This window comes from Syntrophomonas palmitatica JCM 14374, from assembly GCF_001311885.1.
GTDB lineage: Bacteria > Bacillota > Syntrophomonadia > Syntrophomonadales > Syntrophomonadaceae > Syntrophomonas_A > Syntrophomonas_A palmitatica.
The window spans coordinates 15,276-39,158 of sequence record NZ_BBCE01000010.1 but is presented as its reverse complement, the minus strand read 5'-3'; the positions used below and the strand labels follow the sequence as shown (position 1 = coordinate 39,158).

19 protein-coding genes and 2 pseudogenes are annotated in these 23,883 nt (G+C 45.7%); 6 read left to right on the top strand and 15 right to left on the bottom strand.

Annotated features, from left to right (window positions below; all coding sequences use genetic code 11):
• Positions 1-57 precede the first annotated feature (57 nt).
• On the bottom strand, positions 58-1,890 hold the full coding sequence (locus JCM14374_RS07080; RefSeq protein WP_054695363.1) for an acyl-CoA dehydrogenase family protein: 1,833 nt from the start codon (positions 1,888-1,890) through the stop codon (positions 58-60).
• Positions 1,891-2,258: 368 nt separating this feature from the next.
• Between JCM14374_RS07080 and JCM14374_RS07075 the strand changes: the two genes are divergently transcribed.
• Positions 2,259-2,906: an acetate uptake transporter gene (locus JCM14374_RS07075; protein WP_242848873.1), complete on the top strand. Its 648-nt coding sequence runs from the start codon at positions 2,259-2,261 to the stop codon at positions 2,904-2,906.
• A gap of 134 nt (positions 2,907-3,040) precedes the next feature.
• Here the strand turns inward: JCM14374_RS07075 and JCM14374_RS07070 are convergent, their stop codons facing one another.
• The 4 genes from JCM14374_RS07070 to JCM14374_RS14060 all read right to left on the bottom strand — a co-directional run bounded on the left by JCM14374_RS07070 (position 3,041) and on the right by JCM14374_RS14060 (position 6,426).
• Complete coding sequence (locus JCM14374_RS07070; RefSeq protein ID WP_054695361.1) at positions 3,041-3,376, bottom strand: hypothetical protein; 336 nt, start codon at positions 3,374-3,376, stop codon at positions 3,041-3,043.
• A gap of 74 nt (positions 3,377-3,450) precedes the next feature.
• Positions 3,451-3,822: a CoA-transferase gene (locus JCM14374_RS07065; RefSeq protein WP_054695358.1), complete on the bottom strand. Its 372-nt coding sequence runs from the start codon at positions 3,820-3,822 to the stop codon at positions 3,451-3,453.
• Positions 3,823-3,835: 13 nt separating this feature from the next.
• Entirely contained in the window at positions 3,836-4,882 is a 1,047-nt protein-coding gene (locus JCM14374_RS07060; protein ID WP_054695355.1) for a CoA transferase subunit A, read from the bottom strand.
• Between the two features lie 431 nt (positions 4,883-5,313).
• Positions 5,314-6,426: a stalk domain-containing protein gene (locus JCM14374_RS14060; RefSeq protein WP_054695352.1), complete on the bottom strand. Its 1,113-nt coding sequence runs from the start codon at positions 6,424-6,426 to the stop codon at positions 5,314-5,316.
• 172 nt (positions 6,427-6,598) lie between these two features.
• On the opposite strand from JCM14374_RS14060, the gene JCM14374_RS14055 reads away from it, so the two are divergent.
• From JCM14374_RS14055 to JCM14374_RS07035, 4 genes are all read left to right on the top strand, one after another.
• The gene (locus JCM14374_RS14055) at positions 6,599-6,913 is read left to right on the top strand and encodes a hypothetical protein (RefSeq protein WP_054695349.1); all 315 of its coding nucleotides are present in this window, start codon (positions 6,599-6,601) and stop codon (positions 6,911-6,913) included.
• Positions 6,910-7,395, top strand: coding sequence for a hypothetical protein (locus tag JCM14374_RS07045; RefSeq protein ID WP_054695346.1), 486 nt, complete (start codon positions 6,910-6,912; stop codon positions 7,393-7,395). Before JCM14374_RS14055 ends, JCM14374_RS07045 begins: the two co-directional genes overlap by 4 nt.
• Complete coding sequence (locus JCM14374_RS07040; protein ID WP_083453937.1) at positions 7,337-8,803, top strand: response regulator; 1,467 nt, start codon at positions 7,337-7,339, stop codon at positions 8,801-8,803. Before JCM14374_RS07045 ends, JCM14374_RS07040 begins: the two co-directional genes overlap by 59 nt.
• Positions 8,804-8,965: 162 nt before the next feature.
• Positions 8,966-9,649: an enoyl-CoA hydratase/isomerase family protein gene (locus tag JCM14374_RS07035; RefSeq protein ID WP_054695340.1), complete on the top strand. Its 684-nt coding sequence runs from the start codon at positions 8,966-8,968 to the stop codon at positions 9,647-9,649.
• A 159-nt stretch (positions 9,650-9,808) separates the two neighbouring features.
• Here the strand turns inward: JCM14374_RS07035 and JCM14374_RS07030 are convergent, their stop codons facing one another.
• Positions 9,809-10,510: an MBL fold metallo-hydrolase gene (locus JCM14374_RS07030; protein WP_054695337.1), complete on the bottom strand. Its 702-nt coding sequence runs from the start codon at positions 10,508-10,510 to the stop codon at positions 9,809-9,811.
• 160 nt (positions 10,511-10,670) lie between these two features.
• Here JCM14374_RS07030 and JCM14374_RS07025 point away from each other — a divergent pair, with 160 nt between their 5' ends.
• Entirely contained in the window at positions 10,671-11,504 is an 834-nt protein-coding gene (locus JCM14374_RS07025) for a DegV family protein (protein ID WP_054695334.1), read from the top strand.
• Between the two features lie 210 nt (positions 11,505-11,714).
• On the opposite strand, the pseudogene nifV reads toward JCM14374_RS07025, so the two are convergent.
• From nifV to JCM14374_RS06985, 9 genes and pseudogenes are all read right to left on the bottom strand, one after another.
• Positions 11,715-12,886 (bottom strand): annotated as a pseudogene (nifV, locus tag JCM14374_RS07020) (homocitrate synthase).
• Positions 12,887-12,934: 48 nt separating this feature from the next.
• Positions 12,935-13,290 (bottom strand): annotated as a pseudogene (locus JCM14374_RS15230) (hypothetical protein).
• Between the two features lie 80 nt (positions 13,291-13,370).
• Positions 13,371-14,342: an Asp-tRNA(Asn)/Glu-tRNA(Gln) amidotransferase subunit GatB gene (gene gatB, locus JCM14374_RS07015; RefSeq protein WP_278279247.1), complete on the bottom strand. Its 972-nt coding sequence runs from the start codon at positions 14,340-14,342 to the stop codon at positions 13,371-13,373.
• Positions 14,343-15,788, bottom strand: coding sequence for an Asp-tRNA(Asn)/Glu-tRNA(Gln) amidotransferase subunit GatA (gene gatA, locus JCM14374_RS07010; protein WP_054695331.1), 1,446 nt, complete (start codon positions 15,786-15,788; stop codon positions 14,343-14,345).
• 15 nt (positions 15,789-15,803) lie between these two features.
• Positions 15,804-16,040: an Asp-tRNA(Asn)/Glu-tRNA(Gln) amidotransferase subunit GatC gene (gatC, locus tag JCM14374_RS07005; RefSeq protein ID WP_369397315.1), complete on the bottom strand. Its 237-nt coding sequence runs from the start codon at positions 16,038-16,040 to the stop codon at positions 15,804-15,806.
• A gap of 351 nt (positions 16,041-16,391) precedes the next feature.
• A complete protein-coding gene (gene ligA / locus JCM14374_RS07000; protein ID WP_054695328.1) occupies positions 16,392-18,371 on the bottom strand; it encodes an NAD-dependent DNA ligase LigA in 1,980 nt (659 codons plus the stop codon).
• Positions 18,372-18,453: 82 nt separating this feature from the next.
• On the bottom strand, positions 18,454-20,541 hold the full coding sequence (locus JCM14374_RS06995; RefSeq protein ID WP_054695325.1) for an ATP-dependent helicase: 2,088 nt from the start codon (positions 20,539-20,541) through the stop codon (positions 18,454-18,456).
• Positions 20,542-20,737: 196 nt separating this feature from the next.
• Positions 20,738-22,243 carry a sensor domain-containing diguanylate cyclase/phosphohydrolase gene (locus JCM14374_RS06990; protein WP_054695322.1) on the bottom strand — a complete coding sequence of 502 codons (1,506 nt, stop codon included), beginning with the start codon at positions 22,241-22,243 and terminating at the stop codon, positions 20,738-20,740.
• Positions 22,240-23,856 (bottom strand): PAS domain S-box protein, encoded by a 1,617-nt coding sequence (locus JCM14374_RS06985; RefSeq protein WP_054695319.1) that lies wholly within the window; start codon positions 23,854-23,856, stop codon positions 22,240-22,242. The genes JCM14374_RS06990 and JCM14374_RS06985 overlap by 4 nt, the downstream gene beginning before the upstream one ends.
• Positions 23,857-23,883: the final 27 nt, after the last annotated feature.

The following is a 23,883-nucleotide window of genomic DNA, read 5'->3' as shown; positions in this document are numbered from 1 at the left end:
TTTGTCCGCTAAACCTGGCCAATTGGGAGGAAACATGGTTTCCTCCCAATTAATTGCTTAGATTTTAAAAGCAGCCTCTTCGATTTCTAATACTGAAGTATCTCCTTCTTTTATAACTTCCAGGGTACGGAATATATTAGGCACAATATTGTGAATAAAATATTTGGCTGCCATTACCTTGCCTTGATAAAAAGCGTAATCATAATGATCGCTTCCCAACTCAGCCATCCTTCTTGCTGCCAGCAGGGCCTGGTCCAGAATCAACTGTCCGCAGGCTAATTCGGCTGTGGCATGTAATATGCGAGTAGCATAAAGGGGGAGCATAGGGACCTTCCCCCCCATAACATAACCGGCTATGGTTGTTTGAATTTCCTTATAAGCATCAACGGCTCTTTTGAGGATAGCCATTTCCTTCTCAAAGCCCTCAGCCGCAGCGTTTTCTACGGCAAAAGATTCAATTTCCGCCAGCCAATCTGCAAAAACCTTGCCTTTACCCATCATCCACTTTCTTCCTACCAGGTCCATGGATTGAATAAAGTTGGTTCCTTCCCAGATAGAATATATTTTTACATCCCGGCACAGCTCAGCAATGGGATATTCTTCTGAATAACCGTTGCCGCCAAAGCATTGCATAGCCTCGGCACACAGTTCCCAGGCCTTGTCGGAACAATAAGCCTTGACTAAAGGTGTGTTGACCTCAATCCGGGATTTGACTCTCTTCAATTCGTCAGGATCGGCCGTATGGTGAGAAACATCAAAATACCAGTAGGTCTTGAAAATAAGCGCGCGCATCGCTTCCGTGTAAGCCTTCAGATCCAGCAGCATCCTGCGTACATCTTCATGTTTAATAATAGGCACCCTTTCCGAGCGGGGATTAGTAATGGGACGCCCCTGGATTCTTTCCATGGCATAGGCAACAGCGTTATGATAAGCTACTGCAGTCTCTCCCAAAGCGGCATGTCCCGTTTCCATACGCGCGCCGTTCATCATCTGGAACATCTGCGCCATGCCTTCGCCGTTACCCTCGGCATCAGGCGGGCTTCCCAGAATGTATCCCAGACAATCGTTGTTCTCCCCAAATGATAATACACAGGTAGCTGAACCCTTTATGCCCATTTTATGCTCGATCCCTATACAGGCTACATCATTACCCCCGATAATATTGCCCGCATCATCCACTCTCATTTTCGGCACTACAAATAATGATATGCCTTTGGTTCCCGGTTTAGCCCCTTCCACTCGGGCTAATACCAGATGTACGATATTCTCAGTGATATCCTGTTCACCGCCGGTAATAAAGCACTTAGTACCCTTGATCCGGTATATTCCCGGTTGTTCCGTAGGATAAGCCCGCGTCAGCAGATCACCAACATCTGAACCGGCATTAGGTTCAGTCAAGCACATGGTTCCTGCCCATTGACCGCTGAACATCTTTTCCTTGAAAATACCTCTTACCCGTTCATCGCCAAAACTGGCTACTAATCCTGCCGCTCCGCCGGTCGCCATAATATAGGGTACAAATGAAGCATTAGCGCCAATAATGTACTCAAGACAAGCACGGAACAGGATTTGCGGCATGTGTCCTTCCAATTCTTCATCATCATTGCTGGCTCCCCAGCCGTTTTCATTCAAAAACCAGTAGAGATTCTTGTAGGAGGGGGGAACGGTTACCTTGCCTTCGTTGAATTGCGCCTGAATTTTCTCGCTGTCATCGCGGGTGGGCGCAGCCACTTCCCTGGCAACCTTTAAGGCCTGGTCGAGGATATTATCTATATCCTCCAGGCTGAAATAATCTTTGTAAGCATCGAAGGAGAGAACTTTTGAGGTGTCTAACCATTCATTAAGAATAAACTTATGATCCCGGTTTGAATACAGAAAATTTGCTGCCAAAACAATATACCCCCTTAATATTCTGTAGAAACCAAAAGACAAAAACCTGGTCCCTTAATCTATCTCTTTAAAAAGGAACCATTCCGTTTATATTTCACCTCCTGTCATTGTCAGAATCTTTAACCATTTTATTTCGTTTACTGATATTACATTGATAAATTTATTATATGTGATTAAATCTGATATTTAAAGAGTTGAATCTTTCCTCACAAATTGATAGAAATTAAGAAAAAAATCACAAGGATAAAGGATTTTCTTAAATCGTGTTGAATATAAATTGCGTACTAGAAATATAACTCAGGCAACAGGGAAGGAGGAGATACCACACCTACTTGTTCTCCCAAAAATACTTATTATAGGAGGGTATTATGGCAAAAGCAAGTGAAGCAAGTGCAAACGAAATGAAAGTAACGGGACATGTACAAGCGGTGGTAGCTAATCCGTCGCCTATCGGTCTGCTGGGTCTGGCAATTATTACCCTGGTGGCCTCAACCAATAAACTGGGTATCACTGGCGCAGATGTTAGCTACGTTATTCCCTGGGCTATATTCCTCGGCGCAGCGGCTCAGCTGCTGGCGGGAATTTACGACTTCAAGCACAACAATACTTTTGGCGCTACTGCATTTTGCGGATATGGCTTCTTCTGGTTTGGTGTAGCTATGACCTGGGCGGTTAAGGTCGGCATGATCGAAATCGCCAACCTGCAGGCTGTAGATGTTCGCCAGTTGGGATTTGCTTTCCTGGGTTATTTTATATTCACAATGTATATGACCCTTGGCTCCATGGGTGCTAATAAAGTTCTTTTCATTATTTTCTTCTTGATTGACCTGCTTTTCCTGGGCTTATTCATGAACACCCTGGGATGGGGCGGAGAAGCATGGCATGAACTGGCTGGGTGGTCTGAAATGGCTATTTCCATCATGGCTTTTTATGGTTCCGCCGCAACAGTACTAAATACTCATTACGGCAAAACGGTTCTTCCTGTGGGAGCTCCTTTTGGCCCCTGGGTAGACTAACAAAACCGTCATAAAATAAAGAAAGCAGGTTTTGCAAATCCTGCTTTCTTTTATTTAGTACTAAATTTAATCAGTCATACAAAACGAGCAGACTCTGTGTCTGCTCGTTTTGTAAAATATACCGTTTCTGCTGATTACATCCCGGGCATCTTGGTAAATACCCTGCGCGGATCAACCTCTTCACGCAGTACAGTCAAAACTTCATCACTGGGAGCTGGAATACTCTCTATCTGTTCCGGCACCAGTAATTCAAATCCCGCACACATCTGCGCAATCTCTACAGTCATACCCGGGTTTAACCCCTTTATACGCATCCTCTTGCTAACGGGATCAAAATCGAATACCCCCACTTGAGTCACAACCGCGATCGGACCCCCTATTAGTCCTGCTTTTTGGCGGGAATCGCCACCTTCTAAATAACCCGGAGTAGTTATAAAATCTACCTTTTCTGGAAAACGGTCCGGGGTCATCAGTCCAACTAAAACTGATTTTTCCGTTAAGGAACCAATATCATTTCCTCCGCCGCTGCCTGGTAATATGGCCTTTAAGCTTCCCCATAAGCCCCGATAACTGAAGTATTAACATTGCCGTACATGTCAATTTGCGCCCCGCCTTGAAAAGCGATATCTACATAACCTAGGGCACACTGACCAAACGATACCGCCATTTCCATGCTCATGGGTGACTTGCGGAAAGTAAACGGACAGCCGACTGACCAGGGCATATCTCCTTCCAGCGGGTCCTGCCCTCCGCTTTCATATACCATAGTAATATCAGGCGCATGTGTTTTTTTAGCCAGTAACGCTCCCACCATCGGCAGCCCGGTTCCGACATATACTATTTGGTCATTATTGATCAGCAAGGATATATTATAGGCCAACATTTCCAGAGGATTGGCCGGTGCTACGCTGCTCATACTATCCCTCCTTTTAATCCCGTTTGGGAATTACTTCCTGATAAGCAAAGCTTACCAGCGAATCGTCGATAGTTGCCTGGGCAGCCTCCATCAGCCTGCGGGCTTCATCCATAAAGCGAATACCGCCCAACTTCTCTATAAAGTCATACTGGTCTTTAGTATCATTTACCCAATATTCAAAAAAGCCTTTAGTTCCTTCTGCTGTGGGCGTACATATGCGCACCAGCCATTCCCACCATTCGCGGGCCCAGTAATAATGACCGGGACAGCATCCGGGCAAAGCGCCGTAAGGCATGTCAACTACCGCGTCAACATACCAGAAAGGAATAGCGGCGTCACTCGCATCGCGGATTGTCATTTCCGGTACGATACGTTCGGCGGTTATGATGACTTTCCGGCTGGCAGCCGCCAGAGCTATATCATTGACAGCCGGTCCTTCAATTACCGCGTTCCCATAACGATCCGCTTTTTGAACATGAACGATACAAACGTCAGGGAAAAGGGCGGGAATCAGGCAAACCGGTTCACTGTTTGCTCCTACCGGACTGTCGATAACCTTAACATATGGATTCTGTTTGAGCATGTCAGATCCCAGCAGTTGTTTTGAAGCTATGAAGGGCGCTCCCAATTGAGCAGCCTTAAAACCGAGGGCCATTGCTCCATGGCTCCAAATGGATACTATTTCCGCCTGCCCGGTTTTTATTACCCGAGCGAAGTTCTTGTCATTGCCGCGCATCTCCACTCCGATATAGGAGAGATGGATGGCTTTAACCAAACCAAGAGCCATCAAATATGAGGTGTTTGACATGGGAGAACCTATACTAACCAGGTTTTTCTTACCCTGGCGTATCATTTCAAAATAGGCTTGCAGGGGGGCTCGCACATAGGAGAAACCAGTTTCGGCAAAAATATCACCGTCCTGAACAAATTGCCCTACAGCCTCAGTTAAGGACATCCTTTTATCACGCTTGGCCCGGTCTTTATGCAGGTGAAATTCGCGGGCGCCTTGGAAGTCTACGAGCCGCTTAAATTGCTCGTCCGTTATATATTGATATCCCATTTAACCTGGCCTCCTTATTATATAGTGCGTCTACAATTAAATTAGGGCAATAACGGACCACCACCCCCCAAAAACCATTTAATATCACCACATATTATCTCTAATTTCTATATCCTGACGAACTCATAATCCGAACAGGTGTGGCAATATTATTTGCTTGTAGATAATATATCTATGAAATAAATATATTATATTAGGAATATGTATGCAATAAGCAGCCTTTGGATTGTATGTATTTACACATCTTTCCAAAGGCTGCTAATAAACTTGGTTTGATTTTTCTAACCAAAATTATGGCCCATAAAGAAAAAACCATAATAATAGCCGTTTTAAATTCTATATTGACGAAAATATCAAGCTATCTTATATGTCATCGCCAGTGCAGCAAAGCAATATATTTTATAAATCCAAAGCTTTTGCATAGTAATCGTTTAAAATACTATGACCGTATGTCTTTCCGGCCTTGAACGCTTCTGCAAAACCTCCCGGGAATTCAGTTTTGCTATAGCCAGGAACTGCCCATTTACCTCCCAAATCGACCCATCGCGGGGCACAACCGCGGGCCGGTTTAATGAAACGAGGATCGAGCAGGTCCTGCCTGCAGGCAGCGGGTCTTTACATGCATAGGCATAAAGATGTTGAATATGCGCTTCCACTCCTGTTGCCGGAGTATCAAATACAGCGCCATGTACATCTTTTTCATACTTTACCCGGCCGGGATCAGCACCGTTTAAATCCTCTTCTCCGGTTGCTGCCGCCCCTGTAGCCGATAGTCCGCAGAAATTATTCTGATAAGGTTTTACCAGTCCTCCGAACTTCCACCATCCTGTTTCTTTGGCCGCCTGACAAAAAGCAATATCTCCCCTGATACCATATTGTTTTCCTATTTCCAGATATAAATCGACCAGTTCAGGATCTGCCAGGGGATTATTCTGCCGCAGCAATTTCTTTAAGGATTCAGCATTTACCTTGGATTCACCTAATATCATTGTTTCCGGATCAACCAAGGCCAGCGGAGTTGATTCGTTGACGACCGTCGATGGATAATCGGATACGGGGTTTTGCGCCGGAGTCGTGTCAACTGGAAGCGCCTTTTTTTCGTTGATAGTTACCAAACGCTGCTGTTCGTCCCAATTGACATCCATGCCGAACTCTGCGCTGATTATTGCCAGCGGCACCATAGTGCGGTTATTTTTTATATAGGGATGCGGTTCAGATTCCACCAACCGGCCATCCACAAGCAGAGCTATGTATGTAAACGGCTCTGGTCTGACAGGTATTATGTTCGAAGCCGCCGGGTCAGAATTGATTATTACCGTTTGCGTTTTTACATCCCAGTCGACTCGTTTTTCCAGGTACTCGGCAACAACCCTGACCGGCACCATAGTTCTTTCCTTTACTATTATAGGTTCAACATCTGACGCAACCCTGGCGCCATTAATAATTATCTGTACAGGTGCGGCAGCCGCACCCGATTGCACAGGCACTAATATCATCCACATAATCAAGCTTGCCGTTACGGTAAAAAACCACGTGCGTTTCATAAACGAACCTCCTCATCTCCTGTGACTGCACAGTAAATCCTTTGAATCCCTCAATGCAGCAATCCCCATTAACTGAAAGCATTTTATTATTCGAACCCTCAATACCTATAGGCCGCAGCTGCTTATGAAAATGTTCTGAGTATTTTTAGATGCAGGATATCTGGTTATAAGCTTGAAAATTGTATCCTGCCCCAGATTTAATAATCCGTATAAATCCGCAGCCATTTCAATATTAAATATTCCCTGTCTTACCGGGCAATTCCTCTATTATATGACTATATTTTGCGAAAAGTTCTTACCAACCCATGATATTCCAACATTTAAAAAAAATAAACCCATGAATAACGGTTATTTCGGCAGTATAATTCAAAATTTTTTTGGCAGCCGCAAACAGAAGCAGACAAAGTTTTTATATGCAATGGTGTATCCTGTTGTTACCTGGTTATTAGTCAATTTATGGTTGATTTTAGGGGGGAGTGAGAAATGAAGGAGAAAAGTATAACCAACCAAACAGGCAGGTCATCACGGTTCGGCAAATTAAACAAACATGATTCCCAGAACCACAAACTCTACATAGAACCTGAGTTGCTGGATGATATTCAAGAAAGCATAATTATGCTGGATTCTGAATTCAAACTGGTTTTGGCCAATAAACAAGCTGAACCCCTTCTCCCCATAAATACCCTTCCGGGCGCAGTAATTCCTTTATTCAAAGAATGGCTCCCTTTGGAAAAAAACAAGTATTCTGAAGCGATTAACCACATTCGATCCGGGCAGATTTGGCAGGGAGACCTGCCGATACAAGTCGATGGACAGCAGCGTTATTTCCGGCATCGTATATATCCTCGCCAGGATGGCGAAACATTTAATTTGTTTTTGATAATATCCGATGATATAACCGAATTATTAAATGCCCAGGAAAAAGCCGAGATTGCAATATGGCCAAAAATCAATTCCTGGCCAATATGAGCATGAATTAAGAACCCCCATGATCGGAATACTTGGAGCGGTGGAACTCTTGGAACAGAGTCGTCTGGAACTCGAACAGAGTCAAAAAATAAATATTATTAAGGATTGTGCTGAACAGTTATTGAAAATAATCAATGAAATACTTGATGTGTCAAAAATCGAATTGGGTATGATATCACTAAACCCTGAACCCTGCAATATACCGGAATTAATTTGTCACACCCTTAACATAATCGAACCCCTGGCAAAAATTAAGGGCCTGGAATTGAAATTAAACATTACAGGCTGTGTCCCTAATCGATTGCTGCTGGATTCCATTCGCATGCGTCAAGTTCTGCTCAATCTGCTGCATAATGCCATTAAATTTACACGCTATGGAAAAATACAGGTGTTGGTTGATTTCGACAACGATACAACCTCCCCTTGCTTACAAGTATCAGTCAGCGATACGGGCATGGGAATTCCTCCGGATCAAATTGAAAGGATCTTTGAACCCTTTAATCAGGTTGATAATACTTTTTCCCGCAAATTCGGGGGGACAGGCCTGGGTTTATATCTATGCAAAAAACTGGTGGAATCTATGGGCGGCCGAATATGGCATAATAGCAATGAGCAAAAAGAAGGGGCGGTTTTCAGTTTTTATATTCCGGTCGGGCTAGATTCAAATAAGCAAGAATGCAGAGACGAAGTTTCACAGAATTCAAGTAAAAACTATAGCAACAATGTTATTGATTTCAAACCCGTACAGATATTAATTGTTGAAGATAATGAACTTAACCAAAAAATTGTAGCGCAAATTCTTGAGAACTTCGGATTTGAAGTCCAAGCCTGCGCCAACGGTCTGGAATGTTTGCGGATACTGCAAGATTATCACTTTGATTTGGTTTTAATGGATATGCAGATGCCGATCATGGATGGATATGAAACCACCGCACTTATTCGCCAGGATCCGGAACTGAAAAATATTCCCGTAATAGCGATGACCGCGCACGCCATGTCCGGCGATCGCGAAAAATGCCTGGCCTGCGGTTGTACCTCATATTTAGCCAAGCCATTTAAAGCTGATGAACTAGTAGAAGAAATCAGAAAACATCTTGAAACGTCCTCATCATTATCCAAACCATCACAGTCTTCTCAACAGCTTATCAGCCAATTGCTTCCGGAGTTGAAGTCTAATCTGTTAGAATTGATAAGTGATTTGGCAGCAGCTGTTGAATTCCGCAACTTTGAAAGAATAAAGAGTATTAGTCATGACCTTAAGGGCAGCGCAGGTATTTATGGTTTTATGGAACTTTCCAAAACCGCATCTTTGATAGAAGAACTCGCTAGATCCGAAGCATATACTGACCTGCCAGCACTTATTGAGAGATTAATAAAAGACTTCGATGATGCTGAGATAGCATTATAATCCGTTTATATCTCCTTAACCAAGCCATTTTACAAGAGCGGACCTTTTCAGTATAATTATTTTATATATAGATAATACGTTATTTAGTAAATGGGGGTAATAGTTGATGGATTTTGCAAACATTCTCTATGAGGAAAAAGAAAACGGAGTAGCACCATAACTTTGAACCGTCCGAACTCATTCAATTCTTTTAACGACCCTCACATCAGCGATGTACTGGCCGCTCTAGATTTAGCCGCCCGTAATGACCAGGTCAAAGCTCTGGTTTTAACCGGAGCAGGCAAAGCTTTTTCGGCTGGTGGTGACGCAGCTATGCTGGCTGGAATGCAAACCAGTTTTGACGCCCGCTACATTTTTGAACGTTCCGCGCTGCTTCTAAAAACAATGTATGAATTCCCCAAACCATCCATAGCTGCTGTTAACGGGGTAGCTGCAGGGGCCGCTACCGGATTGGCTCTGGGCTGCGATATACTGATAGCCTCGGAAAAAGCCAAACTGGCGGCTAATTTTGTAAATATCGCTTTTGTTCCCGATGGGGGAAGTTCCTGGTTCCTGTTCAAAAAGCTAGGGCCGCATTATGCCGCAGAAATCCTCTACACCGGCAAAATACTCAGTGCGGCCGAATGCTTGCAGGCAGGTGTTTTCAACCGGGTGGTACCGCATGATGCCTTGTACGAAGAAGTCTACGCGCTGGCGGCGCAGATAGCTGCTGGTCCCCCAATCACCCTGAAATATATGAAACAGATATTGAGGGCCTGTACTGATAATGGCCTGGATACTATCGCAGCGATGGAATCCGGAGCCAGGTTATGTGCTGGAATTCTCAGGATTTCCGGGAGGGAATAAGCGCTTTCATAGAAAAACGGACGCCGGTTTTCCAGGGCAAATAGGATAAAACAATCAATGCCCCTTGGCTGCCATTGATTGTTTTAACGCAGATAAACGCCATATAAACTGTGATTTATCCACACACATTTATAGAAATTATTATTTGCCCCATGAAGATTATTTTCTATCGGCGGTTGTGGTCTGTGGTCTATTGGGGATTCTGACCCGGTCCATTCTGATGGGGGATCCATGTCCGGGATATAGGAGTTTTATATTGCGTTCCCGCAGAGTACGTACGCTTTGCAGGAACGCTTCTTGATTGTGTAAAAAAGCCACCCTTTCCGCCGGTCCCCTAAATAAATAGCGTCTTATTATTAAATCACCGGTTATGGCCGTGTCATTTATCAAACACAACGATGATGAACCCATGGTGTGACCTGGGGTATGAATAATTTCACCGGCAACCCCAAAAGATTCTAAATTTAGTCTTTCATTAATAACCACATCTGCTTTTAAACCATAGCGTTTTCTGACCTTCATGTCCTGCCCCACCGCTTTTAAAAAAGCTGCCGCCCGGTTAAGCGGAAAAAGCGGAGCCTGGGTTCCGCTTTCCAGATATGTTTGATCTATCGCCTGGATGGCCACCGGAGCATCTATATGACGTTTGAGTTCAAATACGCTTCCATAATGATCGATATGACCGTGGGTAATAAATATCAGGCTTATTTGGGATTTTCTAATTCCGTTTTTGCGCATGGCTTTTAGTATATCGCGGCTGAAGCCAGGATCACCCGCATCTACAATTACTGTTTTTTCTCCTTGAACCAAATAGCTGTTAGCCAAACGCAAAGGAACCCTTATTACTTTTACTGCCTGCATCTTTGCACTTCCCCTTCAAAGAAGATTCTCAGCTTCAGCGATTATACCTTAAGCATAACGCTTTATTTAAGCCGGTGTACAGGCCGATTGACACCCCCCTTATGCCCTGATAAAATAACTTTAATTTTCAAAATATTTTGAAATACAAGGGAGTCTGGCCATGGCCCGTTTGCTTATAACAGATAGTACTTCCTATTTAACCCAGGATATTATTAATCAATATAATATAAAAGTAGTTCCTTTAAATGTACACCTCGAAAATAACACATATAGAGAAGGTCTGGATATTTCGAATGATGATTACTACCGTATTTTTCAGAACTGCCAGCAGTTTCCCCGCACTTCACAACCCTCCAGCGGAGAATTCTATCAGGTGCTCTCTGAAATGAGCAGCCAGGATGAAGCCTTTGTTATATTGATATCTTCGGACCTTTCAGGAACGGTGCAATCAGCATCCGCGGCCCGGATTATGCTTCCCCCGCCGGTGCAGGAAAAGGTCCATATTATAGATTCCAGGTTCTCTGCGGCCGCTTTGGCATTTCAGGTAATTAGGGCCGCAGAAATGATTAATGATGCTCGCTCAAGCCCGGAAATAATTGCCGAACTGCAAAATATGCAGAACCGGCAGGCGATTCATTTTATTGTCGATGATTTGGAGTATCTGGTTAAAGGCGGGCGTTTAAGCAAGACAAGCGGTTTACTGGGCAATCTCTTGCAAGTTAAGCCCATTCTGCATGTAAAGGAAGGAAAAGTTGAACTGTATACCAAGGTCAGAAGTTCGCATAAGGCCTTACGGCTGATGATTGATGAAGTAGAAAAAAATAGAAACCGGATAGATAAGCTGGGGGTGATTCATGTCCAGGCTCTTGATTCAGCCCAGGCTTTTAAAGCAGAATTGGAGGCACGTTTTGATTTCCCCATCATTATGAGTGAAGCCGGACCGGTAATCGGCTCCCATGTCGGCCCGGGCACAATCGGCCTGGCTATTTCCTAGAAATTAACCAAACACAGATTAACCCAGATGCAATTATTAACCCGGACACAATTTCAAAAATCTATTTCCCCTTAATAAAGGACGGTCCCTTTTGCTGTCTGGCAGACTGATACAAGGGCCGTCCGTTTATTGAGTACAAACTTAAACTAAATTATATCGCTGTAAATCTGTAGACTTCCTGTCAAAAATGACTCCCCGTGCCAGGCGCCCTTACCTTCTCTCTTTTTGGTATTCTTCATATAATAGAATAAGCTCTTTGTCAAAAAGCGACCTTTTCAAATCAATTGAAGCCTGACGCACCCGGGCCAGCATATCCCTGGCTTCATCCTCGGTCAGCTCAATCAGGTACTCACTAAACTTAGCTTTCACCGCAGCCGAGCCCGAATGCTTTCCCAGCACGATCTGACGCTGCAAGCCCACCTCTTCAGGCGAGAAAACCTCATAGGTCAAGGGATTCTTTAACACCCCGTCACCATGGATACCAGATTCATGTGCAAATATATTAGTACCTACAATGGGCTTGCTGACCGGAACAGGACGACCCGAAGCCTCAGCCACGTATTCCGCCACCTCACGGAACAGGGTGGTATTATAGGGTACGTTTATTTTCATCAGATATTTCAAACCCATAATAACTTCCTGCAAACATGAATTTCCAGCCCTTTCCCCCAAAGCATTTACCGTTACCCCTACATGATTGGCCCCGGCATAAACACCCGCCAGGAATTAGCGGTAGCCATGCCAAAATCATTGTGGGTGTGCATTTCTATATCAATTCCTACCGCATCGGTAAGCGTGCGGATATAGCGGAAAGTGGTTAATGGATCCAGAGTGCCTACGGTATCACAGAAACGCAAACGGTCAGCTCCGGCATGTTTGGCCACCAACGCAAACTCGGTCAGGTACTCAATATCGGTTCGCGATGCGTCTTCGGCATTTACCGACACGTAAAGGCTGTTGTCCTTGGCGAATTTAACCGCGTCCGACATGCGTTTCAGAACATCTTCGCGTGTAGTCTGCAGCTTGTGTTCAATATGAATATCCGAAGTGGATATGGATATAGCTACCGCGTCTACGCCGCATTCCAAAGATTCTTTGATGTCAGCTATAACTGCCCGGTTCCAGGCCATAATACTGGCTTTTAATCCCAGATTTACAATGCTTTTAATACAATCCTTCTCAAAACCGCCCATTACGGGTATCCCGGCTTCAATTTGGTCCACCCCTATTTGATCCAGATAACGAGCAATCTGTATCTTTTCTTCATTGGTAAAAACCACCCCGGCGGTTTGTTCACCATCCCGCAAAGTGGTATCAACAATATAGATACGGGCATCATCTTCCAAAAACCAGTCTTTATTAGCTCTTCCTGTTATCCTCATAAAAATCTCCTCACTCTCTGCTTAAACGTTCTTTCAACAAGCGGTTGACTATGGCTGGATTAGCCTGGCCTTTACTGGCTTCATGATTTGCCCGATAAAGAAACCAAAAGCTTTTTCTTTGCCATTCTTATAATCTTCCACGACTTTGGGATTGTTTCGCACGGCTTCATCGATCATTTTTACCAGAGCGCCTTCATCTGATATCTGGGTCATTCCTTTTTCTTTGATGATGTCACCCGGCTTTTTACCAGTATTAAACATCTCCTCAAATATGCTCTTGGCCATTTTGCCGCTGATCGTGCCGTCATCTATGAGTTTCAGCATCTGGCCAATTCCTCCGGGCCAAATCTGCATTCACCTATTTCCATATTATTAAGGTTCAGCAAGCGGCTCAGTTCACTCATCATCCAGTTGGATACTGTTTTAGGCTGTGCGTACAACGATACGCAACTGTCAAAAAACCGCAGACTCTCAGGAGTTAATGTCAGCAAAGCGGCATCATAAGCAGGCAGGCCGTAAAGATCCTGCAACCGTTTTTGCGCCTCATCAGGCAGTTCGGGCAAAGCTTACGCATCTCTTCCACATACTCCCGGCTGATACGTAAAGGCGGCAAATCAGGCTCTGGAAAATAGCGATAATCATGAGCTTCTTCCTTGGAACGCATAGAACGCGTAACCTGTTTCTCTTCATCCCAGGTGCGGGTTTCCTGAATGATTTCCTCGCCATCTTCCAGAGCCTCCATTTGTCGTCGGGCCTCATATTCTATGGCCCGCTCCAGAGCGCGGAAGGAATTCAGGTTCTTAATTTCCGCACGCGTGCCCAGTTCCTGTTGACCCCAGGGACGTATGGAAACATTGGCATCACAGCGCAGCGATCCTTCCTGCATCTTGCAATCAGATACACCGGCAAAAAGCAGAATAGACCGCAATTTTTCCATATAAGCCCTGGCTTCGCCGGCACTGCGCATATCGGGCTCCGAAACTATTTCCAGCAAGGGCACCCCGGAACGATTGAGATCAACCAGGGAAAAAGGAGTACTGGTGATGCTGCCCTGGTGCACCAGTTTACCTGCATCCTCCTCCATATGCGCGCGGGTAATGCCGATACGTTTTTTCTCTCCGTTTATATCTATGTCTAAATAACCCCTCTTACAAATGGGCAGATCAAATTGTGAAATCTGATAGGCTTTGGGCAAATCGGGATAAAAGTAGTTTTTACGGTCAAATTTGCAATAATCAGCAATCTCGCAATTCAGGGCCAGCCCAGTTTTTACCGCCAGTTCTACTACCTTGCGGTTTAAGACCGGCAGCATGCCGGGAAACCCTGAGCATACCGGACAAACATTGGTATTCGGCTCTGCTCCGAAGGTATTGGAACAGGAACAGAATATTTTGCTGTCTGTTTTTAATTCAGCGTGAACTTCGAGGCCAATAATAACTTCATATTCCTGGCTCATCTATCTCACCCCCGCTGGTTTCATGCAATGATATCCACTGTTTTGTTCATAAACGTGAGCGGCCCGCAGCATGGTCCCTTCGTCAAAGGGACGGCCTATAATCTGCATACCCACGGGCAGGCCATCTGCCAGCCCGCAGGGAACGGAAATACCAGGCAAACCAGCCATGTTAACAGGCACAGTCAATATATCATTCATATACAGAGTTAAAGGATCACCGCTTTGCTCCCCTATTTTAAAGGCGGTGGTCGGAGTGATGGGACATACTATAATATCATAATTTTCAAATACCTTTTGGAAATCGTTGTTTATCAAGCGTCTGACCTTTAAAGCCTTCAGGTAGTAAGCATCATAATAACCGGAACTTAAAGCGTAAGTACCCAGCATAATGCGGCGTTTTACTTCAGAGCCAAATCCCCTGGCCCTTGAAAGGGAAAACATATCCACCACATTATCAGCTTCAAAATCGCGCAAACCGTATCTTACCCCGTCAAAGCGGGCCAGGTTGGCACTGGCTTCAGCGGTGGCCACCAGATAATAGGCCGGCAGGGCGTATTCGCTGTGGGGCAGGGATACCTCCTCAACTACGGCTCCCAATTCTTCGAATTTTTTCAGGGCGGTTTTAACCCTTTCAGTAATTTGCGGGTCCACACCTTTCCCGAAATACTCCCGAGGGTAGGCTATTTTCATGCCTTTGATATCCTGGTTTAAAAAGGATGTATAATCAGGCACTTCAATATTAACACTGGTCGAATCCAGCGGGTCATACCCGGCTATCTGGTTCATCACCAGAGCGCAGTCTTCCACATCTTTGCTTAAAACCCCCACCTGATCCAGGGACGAAGCGTAGGCTATTACACCCCAGCGGGAAACCCGCCCGTAAGTCGGTCTTAAGCCCACTACTCCGCAAAAAGAGGCCGGCTGCCTGATGGAACCGCCGGTGTCGGTTCCCAGGGCAAAAGGAGCTTCACCAGCCGCCACTGCCGCCGCCGAACCGCCGGATGATCCGCCCGGCACCCGTTCCAAATCCCAGGGATTGCGGGTAGGGAAAAATGCTGAATGTTCAGTTGATGAACCCATCGCAAATTCGTCCATATTCAGTTTGCCGATAAGTATGCCCCCGGCATCATTCAGCCGCCGGGTTACGGTAGCATCATAAACCGGGACAAAATTCTCCAGTATTTTTGAAGCGCAAGTGGTCCTGGTCCCCCGCGTGCAGATGATATCCTTTAAAGCAAAGGGGATGCCATCCAGGCTTTTGCTATAAGTTTTGAAATTGTCCGCCTTTTTTCTGGCCTCATCAAGGTTCAAAGTGATATACGCCTTTACCCGGTCCTCTACCGCTTCGATACGGCCCAGAACTGATGCCATAATCTCTGCCGGTGAAGTCTCACCGCTGGCTAACAAGTCCTGCAGCTCATGCAGGGTCAGTTCGTATAACTCCATACCCTGCCCGCCTTTCTATATAATTTTCGGTACTTTATACTGGCCATCTTCAACCAGCGGACCGTTGGCAAGAATTTCATCCCGAGGAGTGCCGGTCTTGGCCTCATCATCGCGAAAAACGTTGTATACGGGCAGAATATGATCAAGCGGCTCCACCTCGCTGGTATCAAGCTGGTTTAATATCTGCGCATACTCCAGAATGGAACTCAACTGCCCGGCAAAGAGCTGCTTTTCCTCTTCATTAAGGCTCAACCTAGCAAGATGGCCACATGTTCCACCTCTTTTATACTAAGAGCCATTTATATGCCTCCCTCCGGTTTTCCTGAACACTATCTTAGTATTATAACAAAAAAAAAGGCCTTATCGCCAATTTTATTTAACTGTCAACGGCAAAGCTGTGTTGCTGATTAAACTTGAGGCAAGCATGACGCTTTGTCCAAGCCAGGAAGGTAAGGCGGGCTCAACCCGTAATGTTATTAATACGCTGCAATTTGGTTTTAATATTGTTATGGTCTCATGGTTTGCTTGAGACCGGCTGACGGCGGGATAAAGCGTTATGATTGCCTTTATATAGCATCACTTTACCGCGTATACTATATTTTGTTACTGATTTATTATCTGTAAAAAGGATGCTTCATCTAGTATTTCAATGCCCAGCTGCACAGCTCTGCCGTATTTGCTGCCCGGGTCCTCACCCACCACCACATAGCTGGTTTTTTTACTGACACTGGAACTGACCTTGCCCCCCCGGGCTATGATCATCTCCGACGCTTCGTCACGCGTAAGGTTAGGCAGAGTTCCGGTAAGCACAAATGTTTTCCCGCTCAGAGTTGGCGGAATTGTGTTCAAGTCTTCATCGCGAGTGTTGACACCAGCAGCTTTAAGCCTTTCAATCGTCTCCTGGTTGCGCGGTTCGGCAAAGAAACGCACAATGCTTTCCGCCATGCGCAAACCCACATCCGGTACTCGCAGCAAGTCTTCCCGCTGCAAATTGAGAAAGTCATCTATATCATGATAATATTGGGTCAGGCTTCGGGCGGTTTTACTGCCGATATAGCGAATTCCGAGTGCAGTAATGAGACGGTATAAAGGTTGTTTTTTGCTTCTTTCTATGCTCTCTATAAGATTTGCCGCTGATTTAGCCCCCATACGTTCCAAGGTTTGCAATTGTTCAACGGAAAGCGTATACAAGTCATCAATTTCATGAACCAGGCCCCGTTCTACCAGCTGCTCAATTACCGCGGGTCCCATCCCGTCTATGTCCATAGCTTCACGCGAAGCAAAAAATATCAGGCTTTCCTTTAAACGCGCCGGGCAATTGATGTTCTCGCAGCGGTAGGCAACTTCGGAATCAAGGCGCACCGCTTCGCTGCCGCAAGCAGGACAATTTTGCGGGGGATTGATTATCTCTTCCTCACCAGTGCGCTTCTCTGCAATAGGCTTTATAATTTCCGGAATTATATCGCCGGCCTTGTGCAGCAAAACCAGGTCGCCTTTACGTATGTCCTTTTCTCTAACCAGATCAAAGTTATGCAGGCTGGCGCGGCTGACCGTGGTCCCAGCCAGAAAAACCGGTTCCATAATAGCTGTAGGCGCTATAATTCCAGTACGTCCTACGTTTATTTCCACATCCAATAGTCTCGTTTCTTTTTCTTCGGGCGGAAATTTATACGCGACAGCCCAGCGGGGACTTTTGGCGGTTTGACCCAGTTGTGCACGAGGAGCTATCGGATTAAGCTTAACCACCACTCCATCTATCTCGTAAGGAAGTTCATGTCGTTTTTTCACATACTCATCACAATAATCTATTATCTGTTCTATATCATTACAAAAACGCGCTTCGTTGTTTACCGGCAAGCCCGTTTCCCGTAAAAACTCCAGCATCTCTTGCTGGCTTGAAATCTCTTCCCCTTCAATGTAAGTAATATCATAAATAAATGCAGCGAGAGCCCTGCTGGCGGTTATACCGGGGTCGAGCTGACGCAGGGAACCGGCGGCGGCATTGCGGGGATTGGCAAAGATCTTCTCCCCTCTCTCCTCCTTTTCCTGATTCAGGCGCAGGAACTCAGACTTGGGCATATATATTTCACCGCGCACCTCCAGGCGGGGCAGATTTCTCTGCAGTTTTAAAGGCACGTTCTTAACTGTCTTTATATTGGCGGTTACATCTTCGCCTACCAGCCCATCGCCGCGGGTGGCAGCAGTTCGCAGCAGACCGTTCTCATATACGATAGCGATAGACACGCCATCAATTTTCATCTCCGCAACATAGGAAGGCTGGCTGACAACCCTTGACACACGGCGGTCAAAATCCAGCAAGTCTCCGGGTGAAAAGGCGTTATCCAGGCTTAACAGGGGGTAACGGTGGACAATTGCGCCAAACCTCTCCGATGCTTTGCCGCCTACCCTCTGGGTTGGGGAATCAGGGGTAATGAACTCGGGATGTTCATTCTCCAGCTTAATCAATTCCTGCATTAAAACGTCATATTCGGCATCACTGATAAGAGGTTCATCAAGTACGTAATATTGATACTCGTGTTTTCTGATCAACTCTCTCAATTCGTTTATACGTTCCAAAACCATATCGGCGCCCTCCAATGAAAACCGCACAGTACATTTTGCTGCCAGGCAAATTTGTGACCAATACCAAAAGCGGCTATTTCAATCACCCGATTTTCTCCAGCGGAGCCAGGTCAGTGCGCAGCATGCGGGTACCTGCCTGGTCAAAATCAATTACCGCTACCTGTTCTTCTTCGATTAGCCGCACTACCGTTCCCGGTCCGAATTTACGATGACGTACCCGGTCCCCCGGCTGCACATCATTTCCCGCATGGGTTTCCTGTCCGGGCATTATTATCAGTTCCCGGGGAATTTCCTGCAGAAAACGCGAGGGCGGGTTGCTGCGCTCATAACCATTGATTATCCGTAAAACCGCGTGACTCAGATAAAGGCTTTCCATAGCCCGGGTTATGCCAACATAGCAAAGGCGTCTCTCTTCTTCCATCTGCTCCGCGGTTTCACAACGGTAAGACGGGAAAACTCCCTCTTCCAGGCCGGTCATAAATACTACCGGATATTCCAGGCCTTTGGCTCCATGAAACGTCATAAGAGTTACAGCGTCAGCATCTTCAGTCTCATCATTTTCCTGCACCAGAGCTAATTGAGCCAGGAACTCATCTGCTCCCTGGCCTCCGTTCTTCTCAAATTCCACAGCCAGGGATTTTAATTCTTCCAGGTTTTCCAGGCGAGCCTCAAAACTGGCCGGGTCTGATTCCTTTATTTCCGGCAGGTAAGCGGCAACATTAATTATCTCCTCCAATATATCTGCCAGAGACAATCCCCCATCATCCAAAGAACTAAAATACTGCAGCATGCCATAGAACTCCTGCAAAGACTGAGCAGTTTTCTTATTTACCCCTTCTACGGCCGCAGGATCAGCCAGGACCTCTAATACCGGCATCCCTTTCTCCCTGGCCTTTGCTTCTATTTTCTCCAGGGTTTTTTCTCCGATACCCCGTTTGGGAATATTAATAATACGGCGAAAGCTTAAATAATCACTGGGGTTGCGCGACAATCTTAGGTAGGCCAGAATATCTTTAATTTCCTTGCGTTCAAAAAAGCGCCTGGCGCCGATAATACGATAGGGAATATACTTTTCCAATAATGCTTCCTCCAGGGCTCTGGATTGAGCATGGGTGCGGTAAAACACCGCAAAGTCGCTGTAGCGTTTGCCTTCCCGGCGAACCAGTTCAGAAATCTGTTCAGCCACAAAGCGTCCTTCCTGCCAGCCGTTCAAGGCGCAGAATACCACAATCTTTTTGCCTTCCCTGCGCTGGGAATAGAGCCTCTTGTCCTGACGTTCTAAATTATTATTTATAAGCGCGTTGGCCGCATCAAGTATCGGTTGAGAAGAACGGTAATTCTGTTCCAGTTTAACTATTTTGGCCTGCGGGTAATCTTTTAGGAAACGCGTGATATTATAAGGTTCAGCCCCGCGCCAGCTATATATCGACTGGTCAGGATCGCCCACCACAAATATATTGTTATGACCCGAAGCCAAGAGGCGTGCCCAGATATACTGGGCATAATTAGTGTCCTGGTATTCATCAATAGATATGTAGCGAAACCATTGCTGATACTTGTCGAGAACCTCGGGACAGGAACGGAAAAGTTTAATGCACAACACAATCAGATCTTCAAAATCCAATGCGTTGAATTCCTTCATACGGGCGTTGTACAATTTATATACCCGCAGGGCCTTTTCCTTTGACTCATAAGACCCGGCCTGGCTGGAAAAGTATTTTTCCGGATCCTGCAGGCTGTTTTTAGCCTGTTTAATGCCATACAATACCGCTTCGGGCTTGCTATGGTAATCGCGTTCTTCTTTAAGAATAGATTTTAATAAGGCCCGGGAATCACCATCATCCATAATGGTAAAATTCGTGGGATAATCAAGTTTTTCTATATCCATACGCAATATGCGGTAACACGCGGCATGGAAGGTCTGAATCCAGTATCCGCTGCAGGCGGGTATAAGATTTTGCACCCTTTCCCGCATTTCCCCGGCTGCTTTATTGGTGAAGGTAATAGCCAGAATCTGGTGGGGAGCAACTCCGCCTTGAATAAGTTGTCCGATCCGACCCGTTAATACCCTGGTTTTTCCGCTGCCTGCACCGGCCAGAACCAGGCATGGCCCGTCCCGATGCAAAACGGCTTCTCTTTGTTGTTCATTTAGCCCCTCTATAATATCCATATATACCTGCCTTTGTTATTACATCTTTTTATAACTGCAAAACCAAATGCCTTGCAATTATACTCCTCATAATATCATAACGTTGCAGCACAATAATGATAAGTATGATACAAATAAAAATACCGCAGAATCTCTGCGGCAGAAATGAAACGTCAGAAGTGAATCGTGACAGGTGTTATTAACCGTTGACCCCGTCCTAACTTCCCGGCTTAGACAAATCCGCGTCTATTTGATTAATAAATTTTTCTACCAGGACGGGATCGAACTGGGTGCCGGCACAGCGCTTCAGTTCTTGCAGGGCATGCGTCCGCGAACAAGGCCTGCGATAAGGGCGCTCACTGGTCATGGCGTCATAAGCGGCGGCAATATTCAGCATCCTGCATTCCAAAGGAATCTCCTCTCCCTTGATCCCCAGCGGGTATCCCTGACCATTCCACCACTCATGATGTTTTAGGATCCAATCAGCTATTACTACCAGTTCAGGGGCGGAAAAAGCGATGCGATTGCCTATTTCACAATGCCGCTGCATATAAGCGCGTTCTTGTTCATTAAGCGGCCCGTTTTTAAACAGTACCGAATCAGCCACCCCCACCTTGCCAATATCATGGAACTGCGCGAACAGCTCTAACTCATGCCGCATTGCCTGGGGATAACCCACAGCGTCAGCCATTTTGAGCATATAATCACGCATGCGATCCCCATGGCCTTCAGTGATAAAATCCCGTGTTTCCAATGCTTTCATAAGATTTTGTATTATGGAACTGCGGGTATTGAGCTTTCGGTTTAATTTATCGCGGTACATATTATTGTCAGCTTCTTCAAACGCACTGCCTATACTGGTATTTCCGTCATATTTTACGGCATATCCCATGGATACGCTCAGCAGCATCTCGGGATTATCCTGGTTGTATTTTTGTATCTTGTTTTTAATGCGCTGGACGGCTTGATCTACATATTCCCGGCTGGATGAAGGCATTAATATGGAAAATTCATCCCCTCCCACGCGGGCGACTATGTCGCTTCCCCGGAATGAATCTGCCAGTACTTCTGCGACGGCTTTGAGATATTGGTCTCCCTTTTCGTGTCCCAGGGTATCGTTGACAATTTTCAGGCCATCCAGGTCGCACATTATTAAACCTACCGGATCATATGAACCGGTTTCCATCAACTGCATCTGTTCTTCAAAATACAGGCGGTTATATAACCCGGTCAAAGCGTCATGAATGCTCAGGTAACGCAGCTTTTCCTCTGCGGCGCGGCGGGCGGTTACATCACGACCCACCGACTGATAATCCAGCAAAACCCCCTGGTCATTGAAAACAGCCCGGTGCGTCCATTGCTGCCAGCGCACCACCCCCCCGGGAGCATTAACCCGAGTCTCTATGGTAATCACAGGATTGGCTATATTAAGTTCCATCACCTGCTGCTTAATCGATTCCCGGTCTTCAGCGTAAAAGGCAAAGGTAAAATCCTTCCCTAATAATTCCCCGCGTTTTTTGCTAAAGTAACGAGCATAGGTTTCATTAACAAATGTTAAGGTTCCGTCCGGTTTAAAGCGGCAGATCAATTCGGTTTGATCTTCCACTATAGCACGATAACGGGCTTCACTTATTTGCAGCGCTTCCTCGGCCTTTTTGCGGTCGGTTATATCGATCAGGGAAGTAACGCTCTGATTGGTTTCGGGTATCATGGCTATGGTCAACCATATATCGCGTTTTGTCCCATCCCTGGCCAGCAGTTCAAATTCATAATTGCGCGGAGCTGGGTTTGATCTTTTCTTCTAAGCTGGTGATAGCTTCGCATCATATCCCGGTGCTCCGGCGCCACTATTTCAGTCCATTTCAGCTTTCCTTCAAAATCTTCTTTAGAAATGCCTGTAATATTAGTCATTTCATGATTAACCAGCGACATAGTCATATCTTCTTCAAGTATAGCCATAGCTGTACCGGTAGTTTCAAATATCGTTCTATACAGGTTCTCGGATTTGCGCAGCGCTTCCTCAGCAGCCTGGCGTTCACTGATGTCATGTACTATGCCTCTGAAACCAATAACCGCATCTCCTTCTTTGATTGGCAATATAGTAGTCTCTACAAACAGCGTCCGCCCGTCTTTGCGTATAACCTGCCAAGCGAATTCCTTAACTGATTGACCGGTTTTATATACATGGTTAAAGGCCTCGTATACTTTGGCAATATTTTCCTCATCCATAACAGCCCGGTAGCTGTGGCCCAGCAAGTCTTTCTCATCATAGCCGATAACCTTATATAGCCACGGATTCACAAAGGTAAAATTGCCCGCATAATCCACTTCAAAATAACCGTCTTCTATGCTTTCGATAATATTGCGATATTTTTCTTCACTGTCAATCAAGGCCTGCTGAGCTCTGCGATTCTCAGTAATGTCCCGCAGCGATTCTATCGCCCCTAACAAGCGGCCGTTGTTGTCGTAGAGCGGTGAGCTTTTGCCGGAAAGGTAGATTTCATTATTAAGCGGGTGCTTTTGGTTTTGACCGGGTTCTACCCGGCTGTGGGAAAAAACGATTACCTCCTCTTCATCGGGTTCTCTCCCCCCCAAAGACTGGTCTATAGACATAGGACGGCGGTATCCGTAAAAAACCCTTGAATATTCACGGTTGCCCCGGCCTAATATTTCCCGCGCCCGTACCCCGGTTAATTCTTCAATAGCCTGGTTCCACATGGTGACACGCCCTTCAGCATCCAGCACAAAGGTAGGATCAGGAAGGAAATTGAAAATGGCTTCAATTTGTTGATGGGCTTCTGCCAAAGCCAATTTATTGTTTTCGGCCTCATCCAATTGCTGGCGCAGTTCCTCCTCCACAGCCTGCAACTGCTGGTTGGAAGCCATCAGTTCATCTTTAATTATTCGCAATTCCCGATTATATTCTTTCAGAGCCTTTTCACTGTAGTGCAGGTCGGTTACATCTTCAGCCAGGCCCATTTGCCCGTACACAACCCCTTCCGTTATGAGCGGAGAGATATTCAAACGTAATATCTTCCGGGTACCGTCCCTGTGCACGGCCGCAACCCGGAAAGTTTCACGTTTACCGTTTAGCAGCTGATCCATTACAGCGTTTTTAGTGTTTTCACGGGTTTTTTCCGGAACCAGATCCCATAAATAATGCCCTATGACCTCTTCAGGTTTATATCCCATCATATCCAGAGACTTTTGATTGACATAGGTTAAACGTCCTGTTGTATCAATGGTATAAAACATTTCGTTCATATTATTCAGCAGCTCATTCATATTGGCAAACGGCGAAAAATCATGACTACCGATTCCGCTATTATCCGGCACTTATCCACCTGCTTTCCCCAACAGTAA

Coding starts and splice junctions, on each gene's coding strand:
- JCM14374_RS07075 (WP_242848873.1), top strand. CDS start 2,259: ATGGCAAAAGCAAGTGAAGCAAGTGCAAACGAAATGAAAGTAACGGGA.
- JCM14374_RS07070 (WP_054695361.1), bottom strand. CDS start 3,376: ATGACCCCGGACCGTTTTCCAGAAAAGGTAGATTTTATAACTACTCCG.
- JCM14374_RS07065 (WP_054695358.1), bottom strand. CDS start 3,822: ATGAGCAGCGTAGCACCGGCCAATCCTCTGGAAATGTTGGCCTATAAT.
- JCM14374_RS07060 (WP_054695355.1), bottom strand. CDS start 4,882: ATGGGATATCAATATATAACGGACGAGCAATTTAAGCGGCTCGTAGAC.
- JCM14374_RS14060 (WP_054695352.1), bottom strand. CDS start 6,426: ATGAAACGCACGTGGTTTTTTACCGTAACGGCAAGCTTGATTATGTGG.
- JCM14374_RS07045 (WP_054695346.1), top strand. CDS start 6,910: ATGAAGGAGAAAAGTATAACCAACCAAACAGGCAGGTCATCACGGTTC.
- JCM14374_RS07040 (WP_083453937.1), top strand. CDS start 7,337: ATGCCCAGGAAAAAGCCGAGATTGCAATATGGCCAAAAATCAATTCCT.
- JCM14374_RS07030 (WP_054695337.1), bottom strand. CDS start 10,510: ATGCAGGCAGTAAAAGTAATAAGGGTTCCTTTGCGTTTGGCTAACAGC.
- JCM14374_RS07025 (WP_054695334.1), top strand. CDS start 10,671: ATGGCCCGTTTGCTTATAACAGATAGTACTTCCTATTTAACCCAGGAT.
- gatB (WP_278279247.1), bottom strand. CDS start 14,342: ATGAGCCAGGAATATGAAGTTATTATTGGCCTCGAAGTTCACGCTGAA.
- gatA (WP_054695331.1), bottom strand. CDS start 15,788: ATGGAGTTATACGAACTGACCCTGCATGAGCTGCAGGACTTGTTAGCC.
- ligA (WP_054695328.1), bottom strand. CDS start 18,371: ATGGTTTTGGAACGTATAAACGAATTGAGAGAGTTGATCAGAAAACAC.
- JCM14374_RS06995 (WP_054695325.1), bottom strand. CDS start 20,541: ATGGATATTATAGAGGGGCTAAATGAACAACAAAGAGAAGCCGTTTTG.